Consider the following 24994-nt stretch of genomic DNA (forward strand, 5'->3'; position numbering starts at 1 on the left):
CCCGGATCATTGTATTGATGAAAAGCGCTACCCATTGTTCATGGCCCGCGAGGTCATGGCGGGGTTGATTGAGCAACTCAAAGCTTCCGGGGGTTCGAAGTCATGAACATCAAGCTGCACAAGAACGCACGCACCACGCCCGCAGTTCGCGCAGAGATTGCCGCCAGCACCGAGCGAGCCTGCGTGCTGGCCGCCCGCTATGGTGTGACCGAGGCCATCATCTACAAATGGAAAAAGCGTGACAGCTTTGCGGACAAATCCCACACTGCGGATCGACTGCAAACCACGCTGAGCCCGGCACAGGAAGCCATCGTGGTCGAGTTGCGCAAAACCCTGTTTCTGCCCCTGGATGACCTGCTGGCCGTGACACGTGAATTTCTGTGTGCCGATGTCTCCCGCTCTGGCCTGGACAGGTGCTTGCGCCGCCACGGTGTGGGCAACTTGCATGACTTGAAGCCCGCCACCCCCAAAGAGCCACACAAGGTGTTCAAAGCCTATGAGCCGGGCTACTTGCACATGGATGTGAAGTACCTGCCGCAGATGGCCGATGAGCAAAAGCGCAGCTACCTGTTTGTGGCCATCGACCGCGCCACGCGCTGGGTGTTTGTGCAGATCAGGTCCGACAAGAGTGCTCGCAGTGCCAGCAGCTTTTTGAAGGCATTGCACAAGGCGTGTCCGATCAAGATCCAAAAGCTGCTGACGGACAACGGCAAGGAGTTCACCGACCGCTTGTTTGCCAGCAAAGAGCGTGAACCCAGCGGGGAGCACGAGTTTGATCAGCTGTGCCAGGCGCTGGGCATTGAACACCGACTGACCAAACCCAGAACGCCCAAAACCAACGGTATGGTGGAGCGCTTCAATGGCCGCATTGCGGATGTCCTCAAGACCCACCGCTTCAACAGCGCCGAGGACATGGGGCAGACGTTGATGCGGTATGTGGCCTTGTACAACCATCAATTACCCCAGTCAGCCCTCAAGAGCAAAACGCCGATGCAGACCATGAAAGACTGGTACGCTTCTCATCCTCATCTCTTTCATAAGCGTCCTTATGATCGTCCGGGATGTGACACATAAGCAATATCATCATCGATTGTTGAACGGTTTGTGTTAGAAATACTAACGTTTGACGTGAGGGGTGGCCGGAACCATGTGCAAATGAAACCTAACGCGCAGCTTTGGGACATCCCTCTCGACGGAATGGTTAGCAAACATCAGCGGGGGAAAATGAAATGATATGGAGATTTTTTTCTGATCCACTTTTCAGCCTCTAATTCGATACGACTGACTTCTTGGTGTAGGGGGTGAAGCGGGAGTTCAAACTTGGTCGCATCTCTTTTCTCAGATACGAAAACAAATTCATCCAAAATTAGTACTCGCTTTACTCGCTTTTCGTCCACGCGCATGAAGTGGTAACCAGCCCGATCTGGAAGGACGATTTCAAGTATGTTTTGGTTTTCGCTTCCAACCCAATTGTCTATTCGTTCGTCAAAATGTTCGACATTGTCTCTCGTGTCTCTTGGTAATACTTCTGAATCAGCGGCAATTCCGAGGATTTCTCTAAGCACATTCTTTCGTGCGAGTGCGACCTCATTGTTTTTGATTGGCGACAAGTATTTTGAGATCATCGCTGCGTGCGATAGAAAAGATGTGAGGTGAAACCACACTATGCGTGTTTGACGGGTATCAGGATTTTCAAGAGTGGAAACGAGATGACTGTATTCGATGCGCGCTCCTAATCCATGCATGCAGATTTCTTGCATATACCAGGTCAGTTCAAATTTATCGAGTTCTGTAGGCATATGTTCTGGCTCCTAATTTAATGCATCCCGCAAACCCTGCGGAATCAAACAAACACTGCAAAGTATTCTGATCACATTTCCTCCTGAAATTTATTTCAAATCAACAGCCTGCGGTCAATTCATCCATTCCCCACCCCGGATAAATTCCCCCGCAAACCCCGCCCCTCATTCTGCCCATCTCCAACGGGCACCACCGCTCACTTCCCCACCGTTGCCGCAGCCTCCGCCTTCACCCTCTGCCCCGCCACCAATCCCGTCGGTGGCCGCAGCACCACCGCGTCGCTTTCACTCAACCCCTCAGTCACCACACGGTGCTGGCCGTCGCTGTCGCCCACGGTCACGGTGCGGGGTTGGGCCTGGCCTTGTTCCAGCACCCAGGCGCGCCAGCCCTCGGCTGTGCGGGTGAGGGACTCCACCGGCAGCAGCAGGGCGTTGGGGCGTTCCAGCACGGTCACGCGGGCATCCACCCGGTAGCCGTGGCCCAGGGCTTTGGGTGGGTTTTGCAGGCTCAGCACCACTTTCACCCGCTGTTCTTCCACGCCCAGGGCCGACACCTTGCGTTCGCCCAGCGGCTCCACGCGCAGCACCTTGGCGGGCACGGGTGGGCCGCCCCAGTTTTCGATGCTGGCGGGTGCGCCAGGGGCCATTTGCACGGCGTCTTCCGAGATGAATTCGGCCACCACCTCCAGGGTGGACAGGTCGCCCAGCTCCAGCAGCGGGGTGCCCGCGGCCACGCTGGTTTCGCTGCGCACCAGGGTGCGCAGCACCATGCCACCCACGGGGGCCTTGATGGCCAGGGCCTGCCGCCCCGGTGCCACCCATCCGCTTTGGTTGGTGGCCTGTGCGGCGGCCCAGTCGGCCTGGGCCGCGGCTTGGCGGGCGCTGGCTTCGGCCCAGGCGGAGCGGGCGGCGGTCAGGGCGCTGTCCGACACCATTTGCTGCGCGGCCAGCTTTTGCTGGCGTTCCAGCTCGCTCAGGGCTTGGCGGGTGCGCAGTTGGGCTTCGTCCAGCCGGGCGCGGGCGGCGGCTTCGGCGGCTTTGGTTTCGGCCTGGCGGCGGGGGTCCAGCGGCACGGGCAGGGCGGCGCGCAGGCTGGCCAGCGTTTGCCCGGCGGTGACGGCATCGCCCGCCTCCAGGTTGAGGCGTTCCAGCAGGCCCGAGGTGGGGGCGCTGACGGTGTACAGGTCGCGCACGCGGGTGGTGCCCTGGTCGGTGAGCTGCACGCGCAGGGTGTCGCGGTGGGGGTGCACCACGTCCAGCGTCATGGGGCGGGGCCACAGCCCCCAGGCGGCGGCAGCCACCAGCGTGCCACCCAGTGCGGCCCACAGGGCCATGCTTCTTTGTGTGTGGGTCATGTCACTCTCTCGATTTCAGGCTGGCCACCAGGTCGATGTGGTCCACCCCGCGGCGCACCCAGGCGGCCGACAGCAGGACGGCCGCCAGCACGAACAGGGCCGACCGGGCATAGGCCGCCGGGTCCACCACCATGGGGAAGGTGAACAGCTCGTTGCTCATGGTGGCCATCAGCCAGCTGGCAAAACCATAGCCCAGCCACAGGCCCAGGGGCAGGGACAGCAGGGCCAGCAGGGCCAGTTCGCCCAGCATCACGTACGACGCCTGCCAGCGCGTGTAGCCCAGCACCTGCAGCGTGGCCAGGTCGCGCAATTGCTCGGCCAGCGTCACGCTGGCGGTGGCATAGGCCACCCCCGCGGCCATGATGCCGGCAAAGCTCAGGAACAGCGTGGACATGAAGCCCGAGCCCTGCGAGAAGGTCTGGCGCATGGACGCCTCGGCCTGGCGCACGTGGCTCACCCCGGCCAGCGCCGGGCTGCGGTTGACGGCGGCGTTGAACGCCTCTTCGCTGCCGGGCTGGAGGCGCACGTGTGCGCCGGAAAAGCGGTTGGGCTCCTGCAGCAGCCGGCCCAGGGCCTGTTGCTCCATGTAGCCGCTGGAGCCCACCCACAGGTCGGCAATCTGCACGATGGTCAGGTCCACCGCCTGCCGCCGCCCCTGCGTGACCTGCACGTGCACCACATCGCCCACCTGGGCGTGCAACTGCCGGGCCAGCCCGCGCGAGGCCACCAGCCCGTCGCCGCGCAGGGTGACGGGTTGCGAGCCGGTCTGCACCAGCCGTTCCAGCCGGGGCTGTTCGGGCAGGCCCATCAGCGCGTCCTGCACCGTGTGCGGGCCCAACCGGTAGCTCACCCCCACCGCCCGGAACGGCTCCACCGCCTGCACGCCGGGCAGGTGCGCCAGCGCGTGAAGGGCCGCGGGGCCCTGCGCCTCGGTGAGGGTCAGGGTGGCGTCCTGCGTCTTGGCCACGCGGAAGGTCACTTCCAAGAAGCGTTCAATGCCTGCCGGGAAATGCTGCGACACCACCAGCACCGACAGGGCCAGCGACACGCCCACCAAGGTGCTCAGCGAACGCCGGGGCGAGCTGACCACCCGCCGCAGGATGATGCGGGTCAGCGGGTCCAGCCCGTTCAGTGGGTTGGGCCACCGCCCCTGACCGGGCGCGCGGCTGCGGAAATGCGGTGGCGAGGGTGGGGCCAGCGCAGCGGCCGGCGTCAGCCGCACGGCCTGCGCCACCGCCGACAACGCCCCGGCCAGCGCCGCCGCCAGGGCCACGCCCACGGCCAGGGCCCAGGTGGTGGCATCGGTCTGGAAGGGCAACGACGGCAGCCGGTACACCGCGCGGTAGATGCTGGACATCCACTGCCCGAAGGCCTGGCCCAGCCCCAGCCCGAACAGCAGGCCCAGCCCGCCCAGCAGCAGCGCCATGTCGGCATGGTGGCGGGCCACGGCCACATTGCTGTGGCCAAAGGCCTTGAGCAGCCCGATGTTGGCGCGCTCGGTGGCCACCAGCCGTGACAGCGTCACGTTCAGCAGAAAGGCCGCCACCGCCAGGAAGATGGGGGGCAGCGTGGTGGCCATGTTGCCCAGCTGGGCCAGCTCTTCGCTGAGGAACCGGGCCGACACCATGCGTTCACGCCCGAACGGCTCCATCCCGCCGTAAGCGGCCAGCCGCGTCTGCAGCGCCTGGCGCACGGTCGCGTCTTGGCGGGGGTCGGACAGGGTCAGCACCACGTCGTTGAAGGCGCCATGCAGGTCCAGCGCCCGCTCCACCTGGCCCTGGCGCATCCACAACACGCCAAAGCGCGCGGGCTGCGGAAAGGGCTCGCCCGGGGCGCTGACAAACACGAATTCGGGCGAGTTGCCCACGCCCACCAGGTGCAGCCGCTGGCGCTGGCCTTTGATGATCACGTCCAACCGGCTGCCCGGCACCAGCCCGTTGGCCTGGGCAAAGGCTTCGTTCACCACGGCCTCGCCTTCGGCCAAGCGCTCGGGCCAGCGCCCGGCCACCAGCAGCGGGGTGTTGACGGCGGGCAGCCGGTCGTCGGGCAGCGACACCAGTTGTGCGGCCAGCGGGTCGCTGACGCCGGGCAGCTGGATGCGGGCCTGGCCCACGGCCCGCAGCTCGAAGGCGCGCACCCCCGGCCAGGTGGCCACCTCGGCCCCCAGGCGGCGGGGCGCACGCACGGCCTGGGCCTGCACGTCGGCCATGCCGTTGTTCAGGTAGTAGCGGTCGCGGGCACGCTCCAGCGAACCTTGCATGCCCACCGACATGACCAGCATGCCAATGCCGCAGGCCAGCACCAGCGCCACCGCCACCGCCTGGGACTTCATGCGCCACAGGTCGCGGAACAGTTTGCGGTGCAGTGGCGTCATGGTCGGGGGTGGGGCTCACCAGTGCAGTTGGGCCGGGTCCTGCCGCTGGGCGTTGCGCTCAATGGAGCGGATGGCCCCGTCGGCAAAGTGGATCACCCGGTCGGCGATGCGGGCGATGTCGACGTTGTGCGTCACGATCAGCAGCGTGGTGCCAAAGCGCCGGTTGGCGTCCAGCAGCGCTTGCAGCGTGAGGATGCCGGTGTGCAGGTCCAACGCGCCGGTGGGTTCGTCGCACAGCAACAGCGGGGGGCGCTTGACCAGGGCACGGGCAATGGCCACACGCTGCTGCTCGCCACCCGACAGCTCGGACGGAAAGTGCGAAGCCCGCGCGGCCAGCCCCACCAGGCCCAGCACCTCGTCGGCGCTCAACGCACCGGGGCTCAGCTCGGCCACCACGTCGATGTTCTCGCGTGCGGTCAGGCTGGGGATGAGGTTGTAGAACTGGAACACAAAACCGACCTTGTCGCGCCGGTACTGCGTGAGGGCGTTGGGGCGCAGGGTGCAGATGTCCACGTCACCCCAATGCACGCTGCCCGATGTGGCCGCATCCAACCCGCCCAGGATGTTGAGCAGGGTGGACTTGCCCGAGCCCGACGGCCCCAGCAACACCACCACCTCGCCGCGCAGCAGCGTGAGGTCGATGCCCCGCAGCGCATGCACCGCGCTGGGTCCGCTGCCGTAGACCTTGGTCAGCTGCTGGATGCGCAGCAGGGGGGCTGCGGGCTCGGGCGGAGGGGTCAGCGGAGTTTGTGTGTCGGAATTCTCAGAAAAAATGACATCCTCCGCTTGATTTGCATGGTTTTTATGCTATCAAATTTGCATTTTCATGCATGGTGGCGGCGGGCCTTCACCGCCGCGGCCAGCCCGTCGAGCACGGGCACCGTTTGCTCGAAACTGATGCAGGCGTCGGTCACGCTCACGCCGTGGGCCAAGGGCTGGCTGGCCACGATGTCCTGGCGGCCTTCGTTGATGTGGCTTTCGATCATCACGCCGGTGATGCGCCGCTCGCCCGCCGTGATTTGTGCGGCCACGTCGGCGGCCACGTCGATCTGGCGGCGGTGCTGCTTGCTGCTGTTGGCGTGCGACAGGTCGATCATGACCTGGGGCCGCAGCGTGTTGGACTCCAGCAGCTGGCAGGCGGCCTGCACGTCGGCGGCGCTGTAGTTGGGGGCCTTGCCGCCGCGCAGGATGACGTGGCAGTCGGGGTTGCCGCGGGTTTCAAAAATGGCGGCGGTGCCCATCTTGTTCAGGCCCAGGAAGGCGTGGCCCGATTGCGCGGCCACGATGGCGTCGGCGGCCACCTTCACGCCACCGTCGGTGCCGTTCTTGAAGCCCACCGGGCAGCTCAGGCCGCTGGCCAGTTGGCGGTGGCTCTGGCTCTCGGTGGTGCGTGCGCCGATGGCGCCCCAGCTCACCAAGTCGGCAATGAACTGGGGGGACAGCAGGTCCAGGAATTCGGTGCCCACGGGCAGGCCCAGGGCCAGCACGTCCAGCAGCAGTTGGCGGGCCAGCTCCAGCCCTTCGTTGATGGCAAAGCTGCCGTCCAGGTGGGGGTCGTTGATGTAGCCCTTCCAGCCCACGGTGGTGCGGGGTTTTTCGAAATAGGTGCGCATGACCACCAGCAGCTCGCCCTGGTGCTTGTCGGCCTCGGCCTTGAGGCGGCGGGCGTATTCGATGGCCTGGTCGTGGTCGTGGATGGAGCAGGGGCCCACCACCACCAGCAGCCGGTCGTCCAGGCCGTGCAGCACGCGGCTGATGGCGGCGCGGCTGGATTCGACCAGCGCCTGCGCGGCGTCGGGCACCGGCAGCCACTCTTGCAGCAGGGCGGGGGTGACCAGGGGGCGCACCGCGCCGATGCGAACGTCGTCAATGCGGGTGGTGTCGTGGGTGCTCAGGGGCGGGGTGCGGGGGACGTGGGCGGGCATGGTGTTTTAAGGAAAAGTGGGCTCTCGCGCTTATTTTAAAAGCGTGAACAGCTATTGTTTTGGTAGTGCCGTGTCGGGTGGTGCCGGGCGCAGGCTGTCCAGCTCTTCGGGGGTGTTGATGTTGGCGAAGGCGTGGGGGTCGGGGAAATTCACCACCACCGTGTTCACGCGGTCCAGCCAGGCCTGGATCTTGAAATTTCCCTGCGCCAGCTGCTGCGCCAGCGAGGTGTGCAGCGTGGCGCGCAGCAGCGCAAACACCGGGTGCAACTGGCCGTCGCAGCGTGCCACGGCCACGTCGGCCTGGTGGCGCATGGCCGCGTCGGCCAGCCGGTCCACCAGGTCGGTGGGCAGGAAGGGGCTGTCGCACGGGGCGCTGACCAGCCAGGGCGTGGTGCAGGCGGTCAAGCCCGCGTGCAGGCCCGCCAGCGGCCCCGAAAAGCCGCCCACCACGTCGCTGACCACGGGCACGCCCAGGGCCTGCCATTGGTCGAGGTTGCGGTTGGCGTTGATGAGCAGTGGCCCCACCTGGGGCCGCAGCCGCGCCAGCACACGGTGGGCCATGGGCTGGCCGTCAAACACCACCAGGCCCTTGTCCTGCCCGCCCATGCGCCGCCCCAGGCCCCCGGCCAGCAACAGGCCGGTGATGTCGGTGCGGGGGATGGCCGCGCCGCCGATGGGGGCTGAGGGGCTTGCAAACGCCTGGGCCAGCGGCGTGACGGTGCCCGCGTGGCGCGGGTCGTAGCCGGGCAGGGTGTTGACCGCCTGCTGGAAGGCCTGGCTGTGCAGGATGTCCACCAGCGCCTGCACAGCGGGCTGGGCCAGGGTGGGGGTGCGGCACAGCAGGAAGTAGCGCTCTTTGGCCAGGGGGATGAAGTCCAGGCCGAACTGCCGGGCCGGGGTTTCCAGGCCAAAGCCCACGTCGGCCATGCCGCTGGCCACACAGGTGGCCACTGCCGAGTGGGTGGCCTCGCTCTGCTCGAAGCCTTTGATGCGGTGTTCGGGGACCTGTTCGCTGGCCAGCATCAGGTGCAGCAGGTGGCGCGTGCCCGAGTCGCCGGGCCGGTTGATGAAGTGCACGTCGTCGCGCAGCAGGTCGTGCAGGTCGTAAATCTTCTTGGGGTTGCCGGGGGCCACCATCAGGCCCTGGCGGCGCGTGGCGATGTCGATCACGCACCAGTCGTCCCCGCCCAGCCACGGGGCGTAGTGCGCCAGCGCCGGGGCCTGCAAGGGGCCGGTGGGCAGGTGCAGGCCGCACACGTCGCACTGGCCGTCGTGCAGGGCCGCCACCGCGGCAATGCTGCTGCCGTAGCGGCGCTCCACCGCATGGCCGTTGCGGGTGAGGGTGTCGATGAGCTTTTCGATGGAAAACCCATGGCTGGCGTGGATGCGCAAGGGCTGCGCAGGCAGGGCCAACGCCCGGTTGATTTCGGCCGACAGCTCCGAGGCCAGCGTGTCCAGGATGGGGTTGAGCCGTGCGGCAATGCGGTGGTCGGCCCACACCAGCTTGTCGCCCAGTGGGGTCAGGCTGGAGCCCTTGCCACGGGCCATGACCAGCAGCGGTGCGCCGAACAGGGCTTCGGCCTGGCGCACCAGGTCCCACCCATGGCGGTACGACATGTCCAGCGCCTGGCAGGCCGCTTGCAGGCTGCCGGTGCGTTGCACGCTGACCAGCAACTCGATCAGCCGCGGTGACAGGCTTTGCCCCGTGGTGTTCTGAATGGTCCACACGGGCTTGATGGCGATGTTGTGCATCCGGAAAAACAACCTTCGGTGGAAACCCTATAAGCGCCCGACAGCATATGGGGCGTGCAGTGGGGCTCATATTGCAGCCGCCCCTCAAAGCCCGCATTATTCGCCGCCCGCCCCGCCGATGGGGCCAAACCCACCGCGTGCCCATGACCCAAGCCGATGTTTCTGCCGACTGGACGGCTGTTCTGCCCCCGCTGCTGGCCCGCCACCGCCTCCAGCCCGGCGGCCTGCTGCCCCTGCTGCACGCCGTGCAGGACGCGCTGGGCCATGTGCCCGCCGAGAGCGTGCCCGCCATTGCCCAGGCCCTGGGCCTGTCGCGGGCCGAGGTGCACGGGGTGTTGAGCTACTACCACTTCTTCCGCAGCCAACCCCCGGGCCGTCATGTGGTGCAGGTGTGCCAGGCCGAAGCCTGCAAGGCCTGCGGGGCCGACGCCCTGATGGCCCAGGCCGAGGCCCTGCTGGGCTGCGAGCGCCACAGCACCCGCGCCGACGGCGCGGTGACCCTGGAGCCCGTGTACTGCCTGGGCCTGTGCGCCTCGTCCCCCGCGGTGCAGGTGGATGCGCGGCTGGTGGCCCGCGCCACGCCCGACAAGCTGCGCCAGCTCATGCACACGCTGGGTGTGAGCCTGGGTGCCGCCCCCACCGGAGAGGCCGCATGAACACCTCCCTTCACCTTCCCGCCACCGTCTACGTGCCCTGCGACTCCGCGGCCCTGGCCGCCGGGGCCGACGAGGTGGCCCACGCGCTGGCCCAGGGCTGCGCCCAGCGCGGCTGGGCCGTGCAGGTGCTGCGCAACAGCTCGCGCGGCCTGTTCTGGCTGGAGCCGCTGGTGGAGGTGGTCACACCGTCCGGGCGCATGGCCTACGGCCCGGTGGCCCCCGAAGACGTGCCCGGCCTGCTGGACGCGGGCCTGCTGCAGGGCGCGGCCCACCCGCTGTGCCATGGCATCACCGAACACATGCCCTACCTGGCCTTGCAGGAGCGGCTCACCTTCCGCCGCATGGGCATCATCCAGCCGCTCAGCCTGGCCGACTACGAGGCCCACGAAGGCTGGGCGGGCCTGAAACGCGCCGTGTCGCTCACGCCCGAGGCGCTGGTGCACGAGGTCACCCACTCGGGCCTGCGCGGGCGCGGCGGGGCGGCGTTTCCCGCGGGCATCAAATGGCGCACCGTGCAGCAGGCCGAGGCCGCGCAGAAGGTCGTGGTGTGCAACGCCGACGAGGGCGACTCCGGCACCTTCTCCGACCGCATGACGCTGGAGGGCGACCCCTACATGCTGCTGGAAGGCATGGCCATTGCCGGGCTGGCCGTGGGGGCCACGCGGGGGTATGTGTACATCCGCAGCGAATACCCGCACGCCGTCGCCACCCTCACCGAGGCCGTGGCCCGAGCCACCGCCGCGGGCTACCTGGGCGACAACGTCTGTGGCAGCGGACGGGCCTTCCATGTGGAGGTGCGCAAGGCCGCCGGGGCCTATGTGTGCGGCGAGGAAACCGCGCTGCTGGAAAGCCTGGAAGGCAAGCGCGGCATCGTGCGCGCCAAGCCGCCGCTGCCTGCGCTGCAAGGGCTGTTCGGCCAGCCCACGGTCATCAACAACGTCATCACCCTGGCCACGGTGCCGCTCATCCTGGCGCGGGGGGCGCAGTTCTACCGCGACCACGGCGTGGGCCGCTCGCACGGCACCCTGCCCTTCCAGCTGGCGGGCAACATCCGGCACGGCGGGTTGGTGGAAAAGGCATTCGGCCTGACCCTGCGCGAGCTGCTGTACGGCTTTGGCGGCGGCACGCGCAGCGGGCGGCCCATCAAGGCCGTGCAGGTGGGCGGGCCGCTGGGGGCCTATGTGCCCGAATCGCAATGGGACGTGCCGCTGGACTACGAAGCCTATGCCGCCATGGGTGCGGTGCTGGGGCACGGCGGCATCGTGGTGCACGACGACACCGCCGACATGGCCGCCCTGGCCCGCTACGCCTTCGAGTTCTGCGCGCTGGAGAGCTGCGGCAAGTGCACGCCCTGCCGCATCGGCTCCACCCGCGGCGTGGAGGTGGTGGACCGCATCGTCGCCTCCGCCCACCAGCCCCCGCAGCGTGAGCAGCAGGTGTACCTGCTGCGCGACCTGTGCCACACCATGGTCCACGGCAGCCTGTGCGCCATGGGCGGCATGACGCCCTACCCCGTGCTCTCGGCCCTGGACCATTACCCGCAGGACTTCGGTCTGTGAAGAAAGACGCCGCCATGTCCATCACCCCCGACATCGACATGGGCACCCCTGCCCGCCATTCCGACCAGACCGTGGACCTCACCATCGACGGCCACGCGGTCCGCGTGCCCCAGGGCACCTCGCTGATGCGGGCCGCGGCGCAGGTGGGCATTCAGGTGCCCAAGCTGTGCGCCACCGACAGCCTGGAGCCCTTCGGTTCCTGCCGTTTGTGCCTGGTGGAGGTGGATGGACCCAACGGCCCCATGAAAGGCTGCCCCGCCTCGTGCACCACCCCGGCCCAGCCGGGCATGGTGGTCCACACCCAGACGCCCAAGCTCCAGGCCCTGCGGCGCAACATCATGGAGCTGACCATCAGCGACCACCCGTTGGACTGCCTGACCTGCAGCGCCAACGGCGACTGCGAGCTGCAAACCCAGGCCGGCGTGGTGGGCCTGCGCAACGTGCGCTACGGCGTGGGCGGCGAAACGGTGGCGGGCGTGGCCGGTGCCCACCATTGCAGCCGCCACACCCCCGTGGGGGCTGAGGCGCAGCCCAACCCGCTGTTCAAGCCCAAGGACGAGTCCAACCCCTACTTCAGCTACGACCCGTCCAAGTGCATCGTCTGCAACCGCTGCGTGCGCGCCTGCGAGGAAACCCAGGGCAGCTTCGCCCTCACCATCTCGGGCCGGGGGTTCGAGAGCCGTGTGTCCGCCGGGCAGGACCAGCCCTTCATGGACAGCGACTGCGTCAGCTGCGGTGCCTGCGTGCAGGCCTGCCCCACCGCCACGCTGCAGGAAAAAAGCGTGATCGAGCTGGGCCAGCCCACCCACAGCCTCATCACCACCTGCGCCTACTGCGGCGTGGGCTGCGGCTTCAAAGCGGACATGAAAGGTTCAACCGTGGTCCGCATGGTGCCGTGGAAGGACGGCAAGGCCAACGAGGGGCACAGCTGCGTGAAAGGCCGCTTTGCCTGGGGCTACGCCACGCACAAGGACCGCATCACCCAACCCATGGTGCGCGAGCGCATCACCGACCCCTGGCGTCCGGTGGGCTGGGACGAGGCCATTGACTTTGCCGCCAGCCGCTTCAAGGCCATCCAGGCCCGCCACGGGCGGGATGCGGTGGGTGGCATCACCTCCAGCCGCTGCACCAACGAAGAGGTGTACCTGGTGCAAAAGCTGGTGCGCGCCGCCTTCGGCAACAACAACGTGGACACCTGCGCCCGCGTGTGCCACTCGCCCACCGGCTACGGCATGGGCCAGACCTTTGGCACCTCGGCAGGCACGCAGACGTTCAAGTCGGTCGAGCAGGCCGACGTGATCGTGGTCATGGGGGCCAACCCCACCGACGCGCACCCGGTGTTCGGCTCGCGCCTGAAGCGGCGCATTCGCGAGGGAGCCAAGCTCATCGTCATCGACCCCCGCCGCATCGAGCTGGTGGACAGCCCCCACGTCCGCGCCCAGCACCACCTGGCTTTGAAGCCCGGCACCAACGTGGCCCTGATCACCGCGCTGGCCCATGTGGTGGTGACCGAAGGTCGGGTTAACGAGGCCTATGTGGCCGAGCGTTGCGACACCAAGAGCTTCAACGAATGGCGGGCCTTCGTGGCCCGGCCCGAGAACTCGCCCGAGGCCTTCGAGGCCGTCACCGGCGTGCCCGCCGCCGAGGTGCGGGCCGCCGCCCGGCTGTACGCCAGCGGGCCCAACTCGGCCATCTACTACGGGCTGGGCGTGACCGAACATGCCCAGGGCTCCACCACCGTCATCGGCATCTGCAACCTGGCCATGGCCTGCGGCATGGTGGGGCGTGAAGGCGTGGGCGTGAACCCCCTGCGCGGCCAGAACAACGTGCAAGGCAGTTGCGACATGGGCAGCTTCCCGCACGAGCTGCCGGGCTACCGCCACATTGCCGACACCACGGTGCGCAGCCAGTTCGAGGCGGCCTGGGGTGTGGAGCTCAACCCCGAGCCCGGCCTGCGCATCCCCAACATGTTCGAAGCCGCGCTGGGCGGCAGCTTCAAGGGGCTGTACTGCGTGGGCGAGGACATCGTGCAAAGCGACCCCAACACCCAGCACGTGATCGCCGCCCTGCAAGCCATGGAGTGTGTGGTGGTGCAGGACCTGTTCCTGAACGAAACCGCCCAATACGCCCATGTGCTGCTGCCCGGCAGCAGCTTCCTGGAAAAGGACGGCACCTTCACCAACGCCGAGCGCCGCATCAGCCGCGTGCGCCAGGCCATGCCGCCGCTGTCGGGCGTGGGCGACTGGGAGGCCACGCTGAAGCTGGCCAACGCGCTGGGCTACCCCATGCACTACCGCCACCCCGAGCAGATCATGCAAGAAATCGCGTCACTCACCCCCTCGTTCCAGGGTGTGAGCTACGAGAAGATCGAGCGCCTGGGCAGCGTGCAGTGGCCGTGCAACGAGCACACCGATGAGGCCGGCACCGCCCTCATGCACCAGCAGCAGTTTGTGCGCGGCAAGGGCAAGTTCTTCAACACGCAGTACGTGCCCACCGACGAAAAGGTCACCCGCGTGTTCCCGCTGCTGCTGACCACAGGGCGCACCTTGAGCCAGTACAACGTGGGCGCGCAGACCCGGCGCACCCCCAACAGCCTGTGGCACAGCGAGGACCGGCTGGACCTCCACCCCCACGACGCGCAGGAGCGCGGCATTGCCGACGGCGACTGGGTGGGCATCACCAGCCGCGCCGGGCAGACGGTGCTGCGCGCCCGGGTGACCGAGCGCATGCAGCCCGGCGTGGTGTGGACCACCTTCCACTTCCCCGAAAGCGGGGCCAACGTCATCACCACCGACAGCTCGGACTGGGCCACCAACTGCCCCGAGTACAAGGTGACGGCGGTGCAGGTCACCAAGGTCATGCAACCGCAGGCCGACTGGCAGCGCCAGCACCAGGCCTTCCACACCCAACAGCTGGACCTGCTGGCCCAGGCCCGCACCGCGGCCCCCCAAGCCTGAGCGCCCCGATGGACACGCAGAACCTCACCCACATGGCCAACCGCATTGGCCAGTTTTTCGAGTCCTTCAGCGACCGCACCGAGGCGCTGGAGGGCATTGCCACCCACATCCACAAGTTCTGGGACCCGCGCATGCGCCGCCTGCTGCTGCAACAGCTGGACGCCGCCAGCGACCCCGGCACGCCCCACGCCCTGTCGCCGCTGGTGGCCGACGCCCTGCGCGCGCACCGCCAGCGGCTGACGCCCAGCGAGTTCAGCAACTTTACCTAGCGCGTCTTGCTGGGTAAGGAAAACAGCGTTTCCTTACTTAACAAACAGCTCAAGGTAAGTTTCAAACACATACAGGCGGTTGCGTGCTGCGCCAGTGACTTCGCGCAGCAGACCCAGGCGCATGAAGTCGCGCAGCAAGGCGTTCACGGTGGGGTGTGACAGCCCAAGGGCCAGCTCAAGGTCTGCCGCTGTCACCATGGGCTTGCGATACAACACATTCAGGGCTTGGCGTGCGTTGGGGGTGCGCTTTCCCAGTTGCAATATGTGTTGCTCTGCTTGGGTGCGAAGCGCCAAAATTTGTTGAAACGTGTCGCGACCCTTGGTGGCGGTCTGAGCCACACCATTCAAGAAGAACCGCACCCAGTGGATCAGGTTGTTGGACACGCGCACCTGCATCAGGGCGTCGTAGTAGCTGGCACGGTTGCGCTCAAAAAAATCTGACAAATACAAAGACGGCTTGGACAGCAAGCCATGGCTGATGAGGTACAGCGGAATCAGGAGACGGCCAATGCGTCCATTCCCGTCCAAAAACGGGTGCACGGTTTCAAACTGATAGTGGCTGATGGCCACACGCACCAGGTGCGGCACCAAAATTTGATCGTTGTGCCAGAACTTCTCCAAGTCGCTCATCAGGTCGGGCACGCCGTCTTGGTGGGGCGGGATGAACGTGGCATCCGCCAAACTGGAGCCGCCGATCCAATTCTGGCTGCTGCGAAATTCCCCTGGCTGCTTGTGCTCTCCGCGCACGCCGCGCATCAGCACGGCATGTGTTTGTTTGAGCAGGCGGTTGGACAGCGGCAGTGTTTTCAGCTCGGCCACAGCGGTGTTCACCGCGTCGATGTAATTGCGAACCTCACGCCAGTCATCACGCTTTTCGGGCTTGACCTGGTCTTCAGGCATCAACGCCTCGTCCATGCCGGTTTGTGTGCCCTCGATCTTGCTGGAGGTCTGAGCCTCTTTGACCACATGCATTTCAATGAACAGGTCAATGTCCGGCACGATCAGGGAAAACGCATTGAGCTCCCCCAGCGCTCGCGTGGCCTGTTCCAGCAAGGTGTTGATGGAGGGGTCTTCCCACACCCAATCGTGGTTGACGGGCACAGGCTCAAAACTCTTGTATTGGTAGCGTGGCTGCCAATGCCCAGCCTTGAAGGTCTCGAATTTCATGGCATGACGTCGATGAGGGTGGGTGACCATGCGGTCTGCATGCATCATGATGCGCCGCACGGTGAGGGTCAGGATAACAACGTTGGTCGGCTGAACCCAGGCGGACCGCCTCCGGCAACGGGGAGACCGGTCACCCATGCGGCGAGCCTTTTGATTTGGGTACGTTGGGAGTGTCAGTGTTGCGAGTAATTTTGGCGATTGGCGCTTTATGTGCAAGCGCAAGCAGCAATTGAAAGTGTAGCGATCCCATGGATGCGACCACCGTCCTGTGCACCCGCCATTCCCACGGTCCCCGGCAGCTGACCGACCCTGGCCCGTCCGACGCCCAGTTGCGCCGCATGGTGGAGGCCGCCTTGCACGCCTCCGACCATGCCGAGCTGGTGCCTTTCCGCCTGGCGGTGGTGAGGGGCGAGGCGCGGCCATGGCCCACTTCCTGGCCGCGGCCCACGCCCTGGGGCTGGGCGGCAAGATGCTGTCGGGCTCCAAGGTGCGCGATCCGGCCCTGCAGGTCGCCTTCTGCGCCCCCGGCGAAACCCTGGTGGGCTGGAGGGTGCTGGACACTCCTCGCGCCCCTCTCACCCCTGGCACCGCCGATCCCGTGCAACCCCCCAAGCCCCCGCGCTCACCCAAGGCCCTGCCCGAAGACGTGTGCCGCGATTGGGCCTGCTGATTGGACCCCCTGAGTGGGGATTGCCCCACACCACCCCTTGGAGCCACCATGACCGCCCCCGCAACACCCAAACCACCCCTGCCCCCGTTCACCGCCGACACCGCCGCCCAGAAGGTGCGCCTGGCTGAAGACGCCTGGAACTCCCGCGACCCCGACCGCGTGGTGCAGGTCTACACCCCCGACACCGTGTGGCGCAACCGCGCCGAGTTTCCGGTGGGGCGCGAGCAGGTGCACCAGTTCCTGGTGCGCAAATGGGCGCGCGAGCTGGACTACCGCCTCATCAAGGAGCTGTGGGCCTTCACCGACAACCGCATTGCCGTGCGTTTTGCCTACGAATGGCACGACGATTCGGGCCAGTGGTACCGCTCCTACGGCAACGAGAACTGGGAATTCACCCCCGAGGGCTACATGGCGCGGCGCTTTGCCAGCATCAACGACCGGCCCATCGCCCAGGCCGACCGCCTGTTCCACTGGCCGCTGGGCCGCCGCCCGGACGACCACCCGGGCCTGAGCGCATTGGGGCTTTGAGGGGGCGTCAGCGCTGGGCCTCGGCCCGCTCCCGCGCCATCTGCTCCTCCAGCTGCTGCCGCCCCTGTTTGGACACGGCGATCAGCTTGGAGCGGTCCTTGTGGTGGGGGTGCATGGCCTCCAGCAGTTGCAGGTTGTGCTGCCGAAAACGCCCGGCCATGGCCGCGGCCTGGTCCTCGCTCTGCCCCAGCGCCTGCAGCACCCGCTGGGCGGTGTGCAGGCTGCTGTCGAACAGCTCGCGGTCCAGCTCGGTCACGCCGCGGTCGCGCAGCGCGTTCCAGTGGGTCACGTCGCGGGCGCGGGCCACCACCGTCAAGTGCGGGAAGTGCTGGCGCGCCAGGTCCACCAGCGCCAGCGACTGGGCCACGCCGTCCACCGCCACCACCAGCACCCGGGCCTGTTCGGCCCCGGCGGTGCGCAGCAGGTCCAGCCGGGTGGCGTCGCCAAAAAACACCTCGTAGCCGAAGGCGCGGGCGCTTTCCACCATGCCGGCGTCGTGCTCCAGCACCGTGGCGGGCAGGCCCTGGGCGCTGAGCACACGCGCCACGATCTGCCCGTAGCGCCCGAAGCCCGCGATGATGGTGGGCGCCGTCTGCGGCTCGGCCAGCTCCTCCAGGGTGTTGGTTTCGCAGTGGGCAAAGCGCGGCAGCAGCCAGCGGCTCAGGGCGGCCAGCAGCAGCGGGCTGAGCAGCATGGACAAGGCCACCGCGCCCACCAGCAGCGAGGCGGTTTCGGCCTCGATGGCGTGCACCCCCGCCGCCGCCTGGAACACCACAAACGCAAACTCGCCACCCTGGGCCAGCAGCAGCACCAGCACCGGCCGTTCGGCCACCGGGATGCCCATGGCCCGCGCCAGCAGCCAGATGACCACGCCCTTGACGGCCAGGAACCCCAGCACCACGCCCAGCATGTGCCAGGGACGGGCCAGCAGCACGCCGAAGTCGATGCTCATGCCCACGGCCATGAAAAACAGCCCCAGCAGCAGGCCCTTGAAGGGTTCGATGTCGGTTTCCAGCTCGTGGCGGTATTCGCTGTCGGCCAGCAGCACCCCGGCCAGGAAGGCCCCCAGCGCCATGGACAGGCCCACCACCTGCATCAGCGCGGCCACCGCCACCACCAGCAGCAAGGCCCCGGCGGTGAAGATTTCGGGCGTGCCGTTCTTGGCCACGGCGCGCATGAGGGGGCGCAACACGGTGCGCCCGCCCAGCACCACACCGCCCACCACTGCAATGGTTTTGATAGCTTCCCACGCTTTGTATGAAAGCGGTAGAGGCATATTTTGTGCTGAGTCCACGGCCAGCAAGGGCAGCAGCGCCAGGATGGGAATGGCCGCCACGTCCTGGAACAGCAGGATGGCAAACCCCGCCTGCCCGCTGGCGGTGCCCAGCAGGTTGCGCTCCTGCATGACCTGCAAGGCAATGGCCGTGGACGACAGGGCCAGCCCCAGCGCGGCCACCACCGCCAGCGTGGGCGGCACCCCGGCCAGCACCGCCGCGCCGGTGAGCACCGCGGCACAGCCCAGCACCTGGGCACTGCCCCAGCCGAAGATGGGGCGGCGCAGCGTCCAAAGGCGGCGCGGCTCCAACTCCAGCCCCACCAAAAACAGCATCAGCACCACACCGAACTCGGCAAAGTGCAGGATGTGTTCCACCTCGGTCACCAGCTTCAGGCCCCAGGGGCCAATGGCCATGCCCGCCGCCAAATAGCCCAGGATGGCCCCCAGCCCCGCGGCACGCGCCAGGGGCACCGCCACCACGGCGGCGCTCAGGTACACCAGGCTGCTGCTCAGCCAGTCGGGGAGGGTGGGGAGGACGGCGCCGGACATGCCGGGCATCATGTCAGGCTTTCCACCCGCAGGCGCATCACCGGGGCGCTGACCCCGGGCATCGCCTGGATGGCGTCCACCGCCTGCCGGGCGGCGCGTTCGCTGGCGGCGCGGGTCAGCACCAGCAGGCCGGGGGCCTGGGCGGCGTCGGGCACGGGGGTCAGCACCTCGGCCTCCAGCCCGGCGGCATGCAGGGCGTCCAACACCGGGGCCAGCAAGGCCCCGGCGGTGGCGGACGGGATGCGCAGGCAGTGCCGCGTCACCACCTCGGCCAGGGGCAGCACGGGCAGGTCTTCGGTGGCCCAGGGCAACACGCCCAGCAGGGGCACGGCGTGGGCGCGGGCGATGTCGATCAGGTCGGCCACGATGGCCGAGGCCGTTTGCTCGCCCCCCGCCCCGGCGCCGCAGTGCACGGTGGGGCCGCTGGCGTCGCCCTGCACCACGATGCCGTTGAGCGAGCCCTCCACCTGGGCCAGCAGGTGGTCGGCGGGGATGAGCGTGGGGTGCACGCGCAGCTCCACCCCGCCCGGCTGCCGCCGCGCCAGCCCCAGCAGCTTGATGCGGTAGCCCAGCGCCTGGGCACACAGGTGGTCGGCGGCGGTGAGGGAGGCAATGCCCTCGGTGTGCACCTGGGCGTGGCGCAGCGGCATGCCAAACGCCACCGCCGCCAGCAGGGTGAGCTTGTGCGCAGCGTCGTGGCCGTGGATGTCGAAGGCCGGGTCGGCCTCGGCATACCCCAGCGCCTGGGCCTGGGCCAGCGCGGCGTCGAACGACAGGCCCTGCGTGCGCATGGCGCTGAGGATGAAGTTGCTGGTGCCGTTGATGATGCCCGCCAGCCACCCGATGTGGTTGCCGCCCAGCCCCTCGCGCAGCGCCTTGATGATGGGGGTGCTGACGGCCACCGCCCCTTCGAACGCCACCACCCGCCCGTGGCGCTGCGCGGCCTCGAACACGATGTGCCCCTTCTCGGCCAGCAGCGCCTTGTTGGCCGTCACCACGTGTTTGCCGCTGGCCAGGGCGGCCAGCACCCAGTCCAGCGCCGCGCCGGTGCCGCCCACGGCCTCCACCACCACGTCCACCTCGGGGTGGGTGGCCACGGCGTGGGCGTCGGCCAGCACCTGCACGTCAGGGCCCGCCAGGGCCTGGGCGCGGGCCACGTTGCGTGCGGCCACGTGGGTCACCACCAGGTGCCGCCCGGTGCGCCGGGCAATGGCGTGGTGGTTGCGCCGCAGCACGGCCAGCGTGCCCGCACCCACGGTGCCCAGGCCCAGCAGGCCGATGCGCAAGGCGGGCAGCGGCGGCAAGGCCAATGCGCTGGGCGGATGAACCGGGTGGTGAGGGTGAGGCGGCTGCGCGGCAGGGGCCGCGGAACAGCGGGCGGGATGAGGGGCGGGGCGGTGTGACATGTGAAGCATCTCCTGGACAAAAAACAAACCCAGCGGCCTGGCTGGGTGTTTTGTGGCGGGGGAGAGCGTCACACCAGTGGCCGTTGGAACGGCCACCTGCGCGATCAGGGGGCCGCGGTGGTCATGGTGGTCATGGTCATTCGGGCGCACAGCACAGCGCCACCTGCCGTGGACACGGCAGGGCGGGTTTGTGAAGGGATGCCAATGAAGACCATGGGGCTCAGTGTAGCGTGTCAATCCGTGCCGAACAGCGTGGGCAGGTCCACCGTGTCGTGCCGCCCCAGGGCGTGGCCGTGCCGCATGAGCCAGTCTTGCGCGTGTGCCCGCCCCAGTGTTTTCAGGTGCTGAAAGATCGGCATGGAGGTGGCCAGCTTGCTGCCGGTGCCCAGCGAGACCAGGGCGTGCGGGGCCTCCATCACATGAAACCGGGTGTTGGCCAAGCGGCGCTCCAGGCGGCTCCAGCGGATCCACCGCCGTTGCGCCTGTTGCCGCAGGGTGCTCAGCAGGCGCATTTCGCGCAAGAACGCCCCCGAAAAAGCCATTTCAACGGTGCGCAGCCGGATGTCGTGCGCGGTGACGGGCATGTCCGCGTGCTGCAAGGGGGTCAACAGCACCAGCATCACATCGCGCCCCGGGGCGTGTTGAACCAAGGGCCACACGGGGGGATTGGCGGCGTACCCGCCGTCCCAGTGCGGATGGCCGTCGATGGACACCGGGCGGTGCAATGCGGGCAGGCAGGCCGAGGCCAGGACCGCTTCGACATGGAGCTCGTGCTCGCGAAACAGCCGCAGCTGGCCCGTCAAGGCATGGGTGGCCGCAATGAACAGGCGCACGGGCGAGTGGCGGCGAATGGCCTCGAAGTCGATCTGGCTTTGCAGCACGTCCCGCAGCGGGTTGGCGTCAAAGGGGTTGAGCTGCTCGGGCGACAGCAGGTCGGCCCACTGGAGCATCAGCCACACGGGCGGGGCCAGCGCCACCCGCTGACCATCGGCCGACAGGGTGGCCATGTCGAAGGGCACGCTCGCGGCCACCGCGGTCCAGAATGCATCCAAGGCTTCCCGCGCACCAGTGGGGCCGCCCTGCAACAGCCCGTGGGCCAACGCCACGGCATTCATGGCCCCGGCGCTGGTGCCGCTGACGCTGTCCACGTGCAGTCGGCCGCTTTCCAGCAAAGCGTCCAGCACCCCCCATGTGAACGCACCATGGGCACCGCCGCCTTGCAGGGCCAGGCTGATGTGGCGGGGACGAGCGGGCCAATCTGGCTTGGAAAGATCAGGGTCCACAGGGCCTCCGCAATGGAAGGACCATTATTGACCGTGTCTGTGACCCCCGTGGGGCAACGGGGTCAACGCGGGTGTTCAGGCTTTCTTGAGGAATTCGGCCTTCAGCATGAAGGCGCCCTGGTCGGTCTTGCAGTCCACCTCGTGGTCGCCCGCGCCGTCGGGCAGGCGGATGCTTTTGATCTTGGTGCCCTTTTTCAGCACGATGGACGAGCCCTTGACCTTCAGGTCCTTGATGACGATGACCGCGTCACCCGTGGCCAGCGGCGTGCCGTTGCTGTCGCGCACCACGGTGTCTTCGGCGGCGTCGGCATCGTCGCCCGCGGCGGCCATGGGCCATTCGTGGCTGCAATCGGGGCAGACCCATTGGGTGCCATCGGGGTAGGTGTTTTCAAGGCCACAGACGGGGCAGGCGGGAGCGGTGTTGGACATGGAATGAAGAGGGGAAAAGGTCCACAATGGGGACATGAATGCAGCAAATGCGTGGTGGATTCTCGCAGGTGCCCTGGCGGCGGCTGAGTTGCTGACCGGGGGCTTCTTTCTGTTGGTGCTGGCGCTGGGGCCGGTGGCGGCGGCGCTGGCCGCCCACGCGGGCCTGGGGCTCACCGGCCAATTGATCAGCGCGGCCCTGGTGGGCGGCGGCGCGGTGGCGGTGTGGGCGCAGTGGCGCAAGCGCCAGCCGCAGGTGGACGCCCAGGCCAACCCCGACGTGCTGCTGGACGTGGGTCAGACCGTGGTGGTGGAGGCTTGGCAGCCCGATGGCACCACGTCTGTTCGCCACCGTGGCGTGGCCTGGCAGGCGGTGGCCGCGCCCGGCGCACCCCGGCAACCCGGGCCGCACCGCATCGTGGCGGTGCAGGGCAACCAGCTGGCCTTGCAACCGGCCAGCAATTGATTGGCTTTGAACTTCAGGAGGAAAACACCATGGAAATCGCGCTTGTGCTGCTGGTCATTGCAGTCGTCTTCATCATCAAATCCATCCACGTGGTGCCGCAGCAAAACGCGTGGGTCAAGGAGCGGCTGGGCAAGTACGCAGGAACACTCACGCCCGGGCTGAACTTCATCTTCCCCTTCATCGACCGGGTGCCTTACAAGCACAGCCTGAAGGAAATCCCGCTGGATGTGCCCGAACAGGTGTGCATCACCCGCGACAACACCCAGCTCAAGGTGGACGGCATCCTGTACTTCCAGGTGACCGACCCCATGCGTGCCAGCTACGGCTCGTCCAACTACGTGCTGGCCATCACCCAGCTGGCGCAAACGTCGCTGCGCAGTGTCATTGGCCGGTTGGAGCTGGACAAGACCTTTGAAGAACGCGACATGATCAACGCCCAGGTGGTGGCGGCCATCGACGAGGCGGCGCTGAACTGGGGTGTGAAGGTGCTGCGTTACGAAATCAAGGACCTCACGCCCCCCGCCGAAATCCTGCACGCCATGCAGGCGCAGATCACCGCCGAGCGGGGCAAGCGCGCCCTGATTGCCGCGTCCGAAGGCAAGCGGCAGGAGCAGATCAACTTGGCCGACGGCCAGCGGCAGGCCTACATCGCCAAGTCCGAGGGCGAAAAGCAATCGCAGATCAACAACGCCCAGGGGCAGGCGGCGGCCATTCTCGAAGTGGCCGACGCCACGGCCTCCGCCATCCGCAAGGTGGCCCAGGCCATCTGCGAGCCCGGGGGCGAACAGGCCGTGCAGCTCAAGGTGGCCGAAAAGGCCGTGGAGGCCTACGGCAAGGTGGCGCAGGATGCCACCACCACCCTCATCGTGCCCAGCAACATGACCGAGGTGTCCACGCTCATCACCTCGGCCATGAAGATGGTGGGCGCCTCACGAGGTGCCAGCACCCCCGGCAGCCAGGGTTGACAGGCTGGGGCCGGTCACCCGGCAGATGCGCCAGTCGGGCATGACGGTGGCCCCCATGCGTTCGTAAAACGCAATGGCGTTGGCGTTCCAGTCCAGCACGCTCCATTCAAAGCGGCCACAGTCCCGCGCCACCGCCAGCTGCGCCAGGTGCTGCAGCAACACCTTGCCCAGGCCCGCGCCGCGGTGCGCGGGCTGCACATACAGGTCTTCCAGGTACAGGCCGGGCTGGGTCAGGAAGGTGGAGTAGTTGTGGAAGAACAGCGCAAAGGCCACCACGGTGTCGGCGGCGGTCACCACCACTGCCTCGGCCATGGGCCGGGGCCCGAACAGGTGCTGTGCCAGCCGCTCGGGCGTGGCCTGCATCAGGTGGGTGAGGTGTTCGAACTCGGCCAGCTCGCGGATCAGGCCCACGATGGCGGGCGCATCGGCCTCGGTGGCGGGGCGCAGGTGGTAGGGGTGGGGCAAGGGTGTGGAGGTCATGGGCGTGACTTTCGCACCATTTCAATGGCGTTGAACGGACAGCGCAGCACACACAGCGCACAACCGGTGCAGCCGCTGGCGTCGTGCAACACCGACTGCTTGCGCGCGCCGGGGCTGGGCGTGCTCAGCGACAGCACATGCGGCGCACACACGCCCACACACCAGCCGCAGCCGGTGCAGCGCTGCGGCGACACCACCGGCAGGGCCACGGCCCCGGGCCGGACCACCGGGCGGGAGGGAGACTCGGCCATCAGGGCGTGCTGGGCGGCAGGGCTTTCAGGTAGTCCAGGATCTGGCGGGCCAGGACTTCGCGCTCGGCCTGGGGGCGCTGGTCGGCGATGGGGGGCATCTGGGTGCCGGGCTTGAGGCTGCTGGGTGCCAGCACCCAGCGCAGGAAGGTGTCATCCCCCAGCGAACGGGCCAGCTGCGCCAGGTTGCCCGGCCATTTGTTGCCGCCAAAACCGTTGATCTGGTGGCAGCTCAGGCAGAGCTTTTGCACGTCGGTGGCCACGCCCTGGTAACGCTCGGCCAGGTTGCCGGGCAACAGCGCCTGCAACCGCGAGGGCTGCACCGAAATGTCGTTGACCTGGTAGGGCCAGAAGCTCCCGCCCTCGGGCAGCAGCTCGGGCGACTTCACGTTGTCCCACACCAGGTAGTACGGGCCCAGCGGCACGTTGGGCTGGTTCTGCGCCAGGTTGTCCACGGTGAACTGGGCCTGCCCCACGCGCTGGTGCACCAGGTAGGCGGTGTACTGGCTGAAGCGCTCGGTGGGGATGCGCGACACATACCCATCCAGCGCCTGGAACACCACGTCGTGCCCCGGTGCCTGCCAGCCTGGGCCCAGCAGCACGTCGAACACCGCGTTGGCGGGCCAGCCCAGGTACTGCACCTGGGTGTGCTGGCCCTTGACCGACAGGTGGGGCTCGACCACGGTGAACGCCCGCGCCGCCTGCTGGAGTCGGGGCTGCAAGTCGGCCGGGGCCACCACCGGGGCGGCACTCCCTTGCAAGGGCCAGCAGGCCACGGCCCAGGCCAAGCCCAGTGTGCACACCCGTGCGTGATGTCGTGTTGCCCGCCATGCAGCGCGCAGGGGCAATGAGAGGCTCATGTTCGGCTCCACAGAGGGGAATGG

General features: G+C 67.5%; 23 protein-coding genes. 9 read left to right on the top strand and 14 right to left on the bottom strand.

What is annotated here, in order from left to right; all coding sequences use genetic code 11:
- The first annotated feature begins 102 nt into the window (after positions 1-102).
- A complete protein-coding gene (locus ACYVB7_RS09035; RefSeq protein ID WP_460506567.1) occupies positions 103-1074 on the top strand; it encodes an IS481 family transposase in 972 nt (323 codons plus the stop codon).
- A gap of 137 nt (positions 1075-1211) precedes the next feature.
- On the opposite strand, the gene ACYVB7_RS09040 is transcribed toward ACYVB7_RS09035, so the two are convergent.
- From ACYVB7_RS09040 to mobA, 6 genes are all read right to left on the bottom strand, one after another.
- Entirely contained in the window at positions 1212-1799 is a 588-nt protein-coding gene (locus ACYVB7_RS09040; protein ID WP_460506569.1) for a hypothetical protein, read from the bottom strand.
- 197 nt (positions 1800-1996) lie between these two features.
- The gene (locus tag ACYVB7_RS09045; protein ID WP_460506571.1) at positions 1997-3154 is read right to left on the bottom strand and encodes an efflux RND transporter periplasmic adaptor subunit; all 1158 of its coding nucleotides are present in this window, start codon (positions 3152-3154) and stop codon (positions 1997-1999) included.
- 1 nt (position 3155) lies between these two features.
- Positions 3156-5528 carry an ABC transporter permease gene (locus ACYVB7_RS09050; protein WP_460506574.1) on the bottom strand — a complete coding sequence of 791 codons (2373 nt, stop codon included), beginning with the start codon at positions 5526-5528 and terminating at the stop codon, positions 3156-3158.
- Positions 5529-5543: 15 nt separating this feature from the next.
- Entirely contained in the window at positions 5544-6188 is a 645-nt protein-coding gene (locus tag ACYVB7_RS09055; RefSeq protein ID WP_460506576.1) for an ABC transporter ATP-binding protein, read from the bottom strand.
- 164 nt (positions 6189-6352) lie between these two features.
- Positions 6353-7453 carry a 3-deoxy-7-phosphoheptulonate synthase gene (locus ACYVB7_RS09060; RefSeq protein WP_460506578.1) on the bottom strand — a complete coding sequence of 367 codons (1101 nt, stop codon included), beginning with the start codon at positions 7451-7453 and terminating at the stop codon, positions 6353-6355.
- Between the two features lie 51 nt (positions 7454-7504).
- The gene (gene mobA / locus ACYVB7_RS09065) at positions 7505-9205 is read right to left on the bottom strand and encodes a molybdenum cofactor guanylyltransferase MobA (RefSeq protein ID WP_460506580.1); all 1701 of its coding nucleotides are present in this window, start codon (positions 9203-9205) and stop codon (positions 7505-7507) included.
- Positions 9206-9348: 143 nt separating this feature from the next.
- Here mobA and ACYVB7_RS09070 point away from each other — a divergent pair, with 143 nt between their 5' ends.
- From ACYVB7_RS09070 to ACYVB7_RS09085, 4 genes are read left to right on the top strand one after another with little or no spacing between them, the layout of a single operon-like run.
- The gene (locus ACYVB7_RS09070) at positions 9349-9861 is read left to right on the top strand and encodes a thioredoxin domain-containing protein (RefSeq protein WP_460506582.1); all 513 of its coding nucleotides are present in this window, start codon (positions 9349-9351) and stop codon (positions 9859-9861) included.
- On the top strand, positions 9858-11420 hold the full coding sequence (locus ACYVB7_RS09075) for a formate dehydrogenase beta subunit (protein ID WP_460506584.1): 1563 nt from the start codon (positions 9858-9860) through the stop codon (positions 11418-11420). Before ACYVB7_RS09070 ends, ACYVB7_RS09075 begins: the two co-directional genes overlap by 4 nt.
- A gap of 14 nt (positions 11421-11434) precedes the next feature.
- Positions 11435-14377 carry a formate dehydrogenase subunit alpha gene (gene fdhF, locus ACYVB7_RS09080; RefSeq protein WP_460506586.1) on the top strand — a complete coding sequence of 981 codons (2943 nt, stop codon included), beginning with the start codon at positions 11435-11437 and terminating at the stop codon, positions 14375-14377.
- Positions 14378-14385: 8 nt separating this feature from the next.
- The gene (locus tag ACYVB7_RS09085; protein WP_460506587.1) at positions 14386-14646 is read left to right on the top strand and encodes a formate dehydrogenase subunit delta; all 261 of its coding nucleotides are present in this window, start codon (positions 14386-14388) and stop codon (positions 14644-14646) included.
- Between the two features lie 33 nt (positions 14647-14679).
- Here ACYVB7_RS09085 and ACYVB7_RS09090 read toward each other — a convergent pair whose 3' ends face one another.
- Positions 14680-15813: a Fic family protein gene (locus tag ACYVB7_RS09090; RefSeq protein WP_460506589.1), complete on the bottom strand. Its 1134-nt coding sequence runs from the start codon at positions 15811-15813 to the stop codon at positions 14680-14682.
- A gap of 421 nt (positions 15814-16234) precedes the next feature.
- Between ACYVB7_RS09090 and ACYVB7_RS09095 the strand changes: the two genes are divergently transcribed.
- Both ACYVB7_RS09095 and ACYVB7_RS09100 read left to right on the top strand, forming a co-directional pair.
- Complete coding sequence (locus ACYVB7_RS09095) at positions 16235-16483, top strand: hypothetical protein (protein WP_460506591.1); 249 nt, start codon at positions 16235-16237, stop codon at positions 16481-16483.
- Between the two features lie 48 nt (positions 16484-16531).
- The gene (locus ACYVB7_RS09100) at positions 16532-17011 is read left to right on the top strand and encodes a nuclear transport factor 2 family protein (protein WP_460506593.1); all 480 of its coding nucleotides are present in this window, start codon (positions 16532-16534) and stop codon (positions 17009-17011) included.
- 7 nt (positions 17012-17018) lie between these two features.
- On the opposite strand, the gene kefC is transcribed toward ACYVB7_RS09100, so the two are convergent.
- The 4 genes from kefC to ACYVB7_RS09120 all read right to left on the bottom strand — a co-directional run bounded on the left by kefC (position 17019) and on the right by ACYVB7_RS09120 (position 21954).
- Positions 17019-18836, bottom strand: coding sequence for a glutathione-regulated potassium-efflux system protein KefC (gene kefC / locus ACYVB7_RS09105; protein WP_460506595.1), 1818 nt, complete (start codon positions 18834-18836; stop codon positions 17019-17021).
- An 8-nt stretch (positions 18837-18844) separates the two neighbouring features.
- The gene (locus ACYVB7_RS09110; protein ID WP_460506598.1) at positions 18845-20242 is read right to left on the bottom strand and encodes a homoserine dehydrogenase; all 1398 of its coding nucleotides are present in this window, start codon (positions 20240-20242) and stop codon (positions 18845-18847) included.
- A gap of 233 nt (positions 20243-20475) precedes the next feature.
- A complete protein-coding gene (locus ACYVB7_RS09115) occupies positions 20476-21525 on the bottom strand; it encodes a patatin-like phospholipase family protein (RefSeq protein WP_460506600.1) in 1050 nt (349 codons plus the stop codon).
- A 75-nt stretch (positions 21526-21600) separates the two neighbouring features.
- Positions 21601-21954 (bottom strand): alkylphosphonate utilization protein, encoded by a 354-nt coding sequence (locus tag ACYVB7_RS09120; protein WP_460506602.1) that lies wholly within the window; start codon positions 21952-21954, stop codon positions 21601-21603.
- Positions 21955-21988: 34 nt separating this feature from the next.
- Between ACYVB7_RS09120 and ACYVB7_RS09125 the strand changes: the two genes are divergently transcribed.
- The gene (locus ACYVB7_RS09125) at positions 21989-22417 is read left to right on the top strand and encodes an NfeD family protein (RefSeq protein WP_460506604.1); all 429 of its coding nucleotides are present in this window, start codon (positions 21989-21991) and stop codon (positions 22415-22417) included.
- Positions 22418-22446: 29 nt separating this feature from the next.
- Positions 22447-23382 (top strand): SPFH domain-containing protein, encoded by a 936-nt coding sequence (locus ACYVB7_RS09130; RefSeq protein WP_460506606.1) that lies wholly within the window; start codon positions 22447-22449, stop codon positions 23380-23382.
- Here ACYVB7_RS09130 and ACYVB7_RS09135 read toward each other — a convergent pair.
- Genes ACYVB7_RS09135 through ACYVB7_RS09145 form a run of 3 tightly spaced genes read right to left on the bottom strand, consistent with a single transcriptional unit; the run spans position 23347 to position 24970 of the window.
- Positions 23347-23862, bottom strand: a complete 516-nt coding sequence (locus tag ACYVB7_RS09135; protein WP_460506608.1) for a GNAT family N-acetyltransferase — start codon at positions 23860-23862, stop codon at positions 23347-23349. The genes ACYVB7_RS09130 and ACYVB7_RS09135 overlap by 36 nt on opposite strands.
- A complete protein-coding gene (locus ACYVB7_RS09140) occupies positions 23859-24113 on the bottom strand; it encodes an ATP-binding protein (protein WP_460506610.1) in 255 nt (84 codons plus the stop codon). Before ACYVB7_RS09140 ends, ACYVB7_RS09135 begins: the two co-directional genes overlap by 4 nt.
- Positions 24113-24970 carry a hypothetical protein gene (locus ACYVB7_RS09145; RefSeq protein WP_460506613.1) on the bottom strand — a complete coding sequence of 286 codons (858 nt, stop codon included), beginning with the start codon at positions 24968-24970 and terminating at the stop codon, positions 24113-24115. Before ACYVB7_RS09145 ends, ACYVB7_RS09140 begins: the two co-directional genes overlap by 1 nt.
- Positions 24971-24994: the final 24 nt, after the last annotated feature.

It is taken from the genome of Hydrogenophaga soli, assembly GCF_054777695.1.

Bases quoted from the DNA above. Each gene is read 5' to 3' on its own strand.
- ACYVB7_RS09035 (WP_460506567.1), top strand. From the start codon at position 103: ATGAACATCAAGCTGCACAAGAACGCACGCACCACGCCCGCAGTTCGC.
- ACYVB7_RS09040 (WP_460506569.1), bottom strand. From the start codon at position 1,799: ATGCCTACAGAACTCGATAAATTTGAACTGACCTGGTATATGCAAGAA.
- ACYVB7_RS09045 (WP_460506571.1), bottom strand. From the start codon at position 3,154: ATGACCCACACACAAAGAAGCATGGCCCTGTGGGCCGCACTGGGTGGC.
- ACYVB7_RS09050 (WP_460506574.1), bottom strand. From the start codon at position 5,528: ATGACGCCACTGCACCGCAAACTGTTCCGCGACCTGTGGCGCATGAAG.
- ACYVB7_RS09060 (WP_460506578.1), bottom strand. From the start codon at position 7,453: ATGCCCGCCCACGTCCCCCGCACCCCGCCCCTGAGCACCCACGACACC.
- mobA (WP_460506580.1), bottom strand. From the start codon at position 9,205: ATGCACAACATCGCCATCAAGCCCGTGTGGACCATTCAGAACACCACG.
- ACYVB7_RS09070 (WP_460506582.1), top strand. From the start codon at position 9,349: ATGACCCAAGCCGATGTTTCTGCCGACTGGACGGCTGTTCTGCCCCCG.
- ACYVB7_RS09075 (WP_460506584.1), top strand. From the start codon at position 9,858: ATGAACACCTCCCTTCACCTTCCCGCCACCGTCTACGTGCCCTGCGAC.
- fdhF (WP_460506586.1), top strand. From the start codon at position 11,435: ATGTCCATCACCCCCGACATCGACATGGGCACCCCTGCCCGCCATTCC.
- ACYVB7_RS09085 (WP_460506587.1), top strand. From the start codon at position 14,386: ATGGACACGCAGAACCTCACCCACATGGCCAACCGCATTGGCCAGTTT.
- ACYVB7_RS09090 (WP_460506589.1), bottom strand. From the start codon at position 15,813: ATGAAATTCGAGACCTTCAAGGCTGGGCATTGGCAGCCACGCTACCAA.
- ACYVB7_RS09095 (WP_460506591.1), top strand. From the start codon at position 16,235: ATGGCCCACTTCCTGGCCGCGGCCCACGCCCTGGGGCTGGGCGGCAAG.
- ACYVB7_RS09100 (WP_460506593.1), top strand. From the start codon at position 16,532: ATGACCGCCCCCGCAACACCCAAACCACCCCTGCCCCCGTTCACCGCC.
- kefC (WP_460506595.1), bottom strand. From the start codon at position 18,836: ATGTCCGGCGCCGTCCTCCCCACCCTCCCCGACTGGCTGAGCAGCAGC.
- ACYVB7_RS09110 (WP_460506598.1), bottom strand. From the start codon at position 20,242: ATGTCACACCGCCCCGCCCCTCATCCCGCCCGCTGTTCCGCGGCCCCT.
- ACYVB7_RS09120 (WP_460506602.1), bottom strand. From the start codon at position 21,954: ATGTCCAACACCGCTCCCGCCTGCCCCGTCTGTGGCCTTGAAAACACC.
- ACYVB7_RS09125 (WP_460506604.1), top strand. From the start codon at position 21,989: ATGAATGCAGCAAATGCGTGGTGGATTCTCGCAGGTGCCCTGGCGGCG.
- ACYVB7_RS09130 (WP_460506606.1), top strand. From the start codon at position 22,447: ATGGAAATCGCGCTTGTGCTGCTGGTCATTGCAGTCGTCTTCATCATC.
- ACYVB7_RS09135 (WP_460506608.1), bottom strand. From the start codon at position 23,862: ATGACCTCCACACCCTTGCCCCACCCCTACCACCTGCGCCCCGCCACC.
- ACYVB7_RS09140 (WP_460506610.1), bottom strand. From the start codon at position 24,113: ATGGCCGAGTCTCCCTCCCGCCCGGTGGTCCGGCCCGGGGCCGTGGCC.
- ACYVB7_RS09145 (WP_460506613.1), bottom strand. From the start codon at position 24,970: ATGAGCCTCTCATTGCCCCTGCGCGCTGCATGGCGGGCAACACGACAT.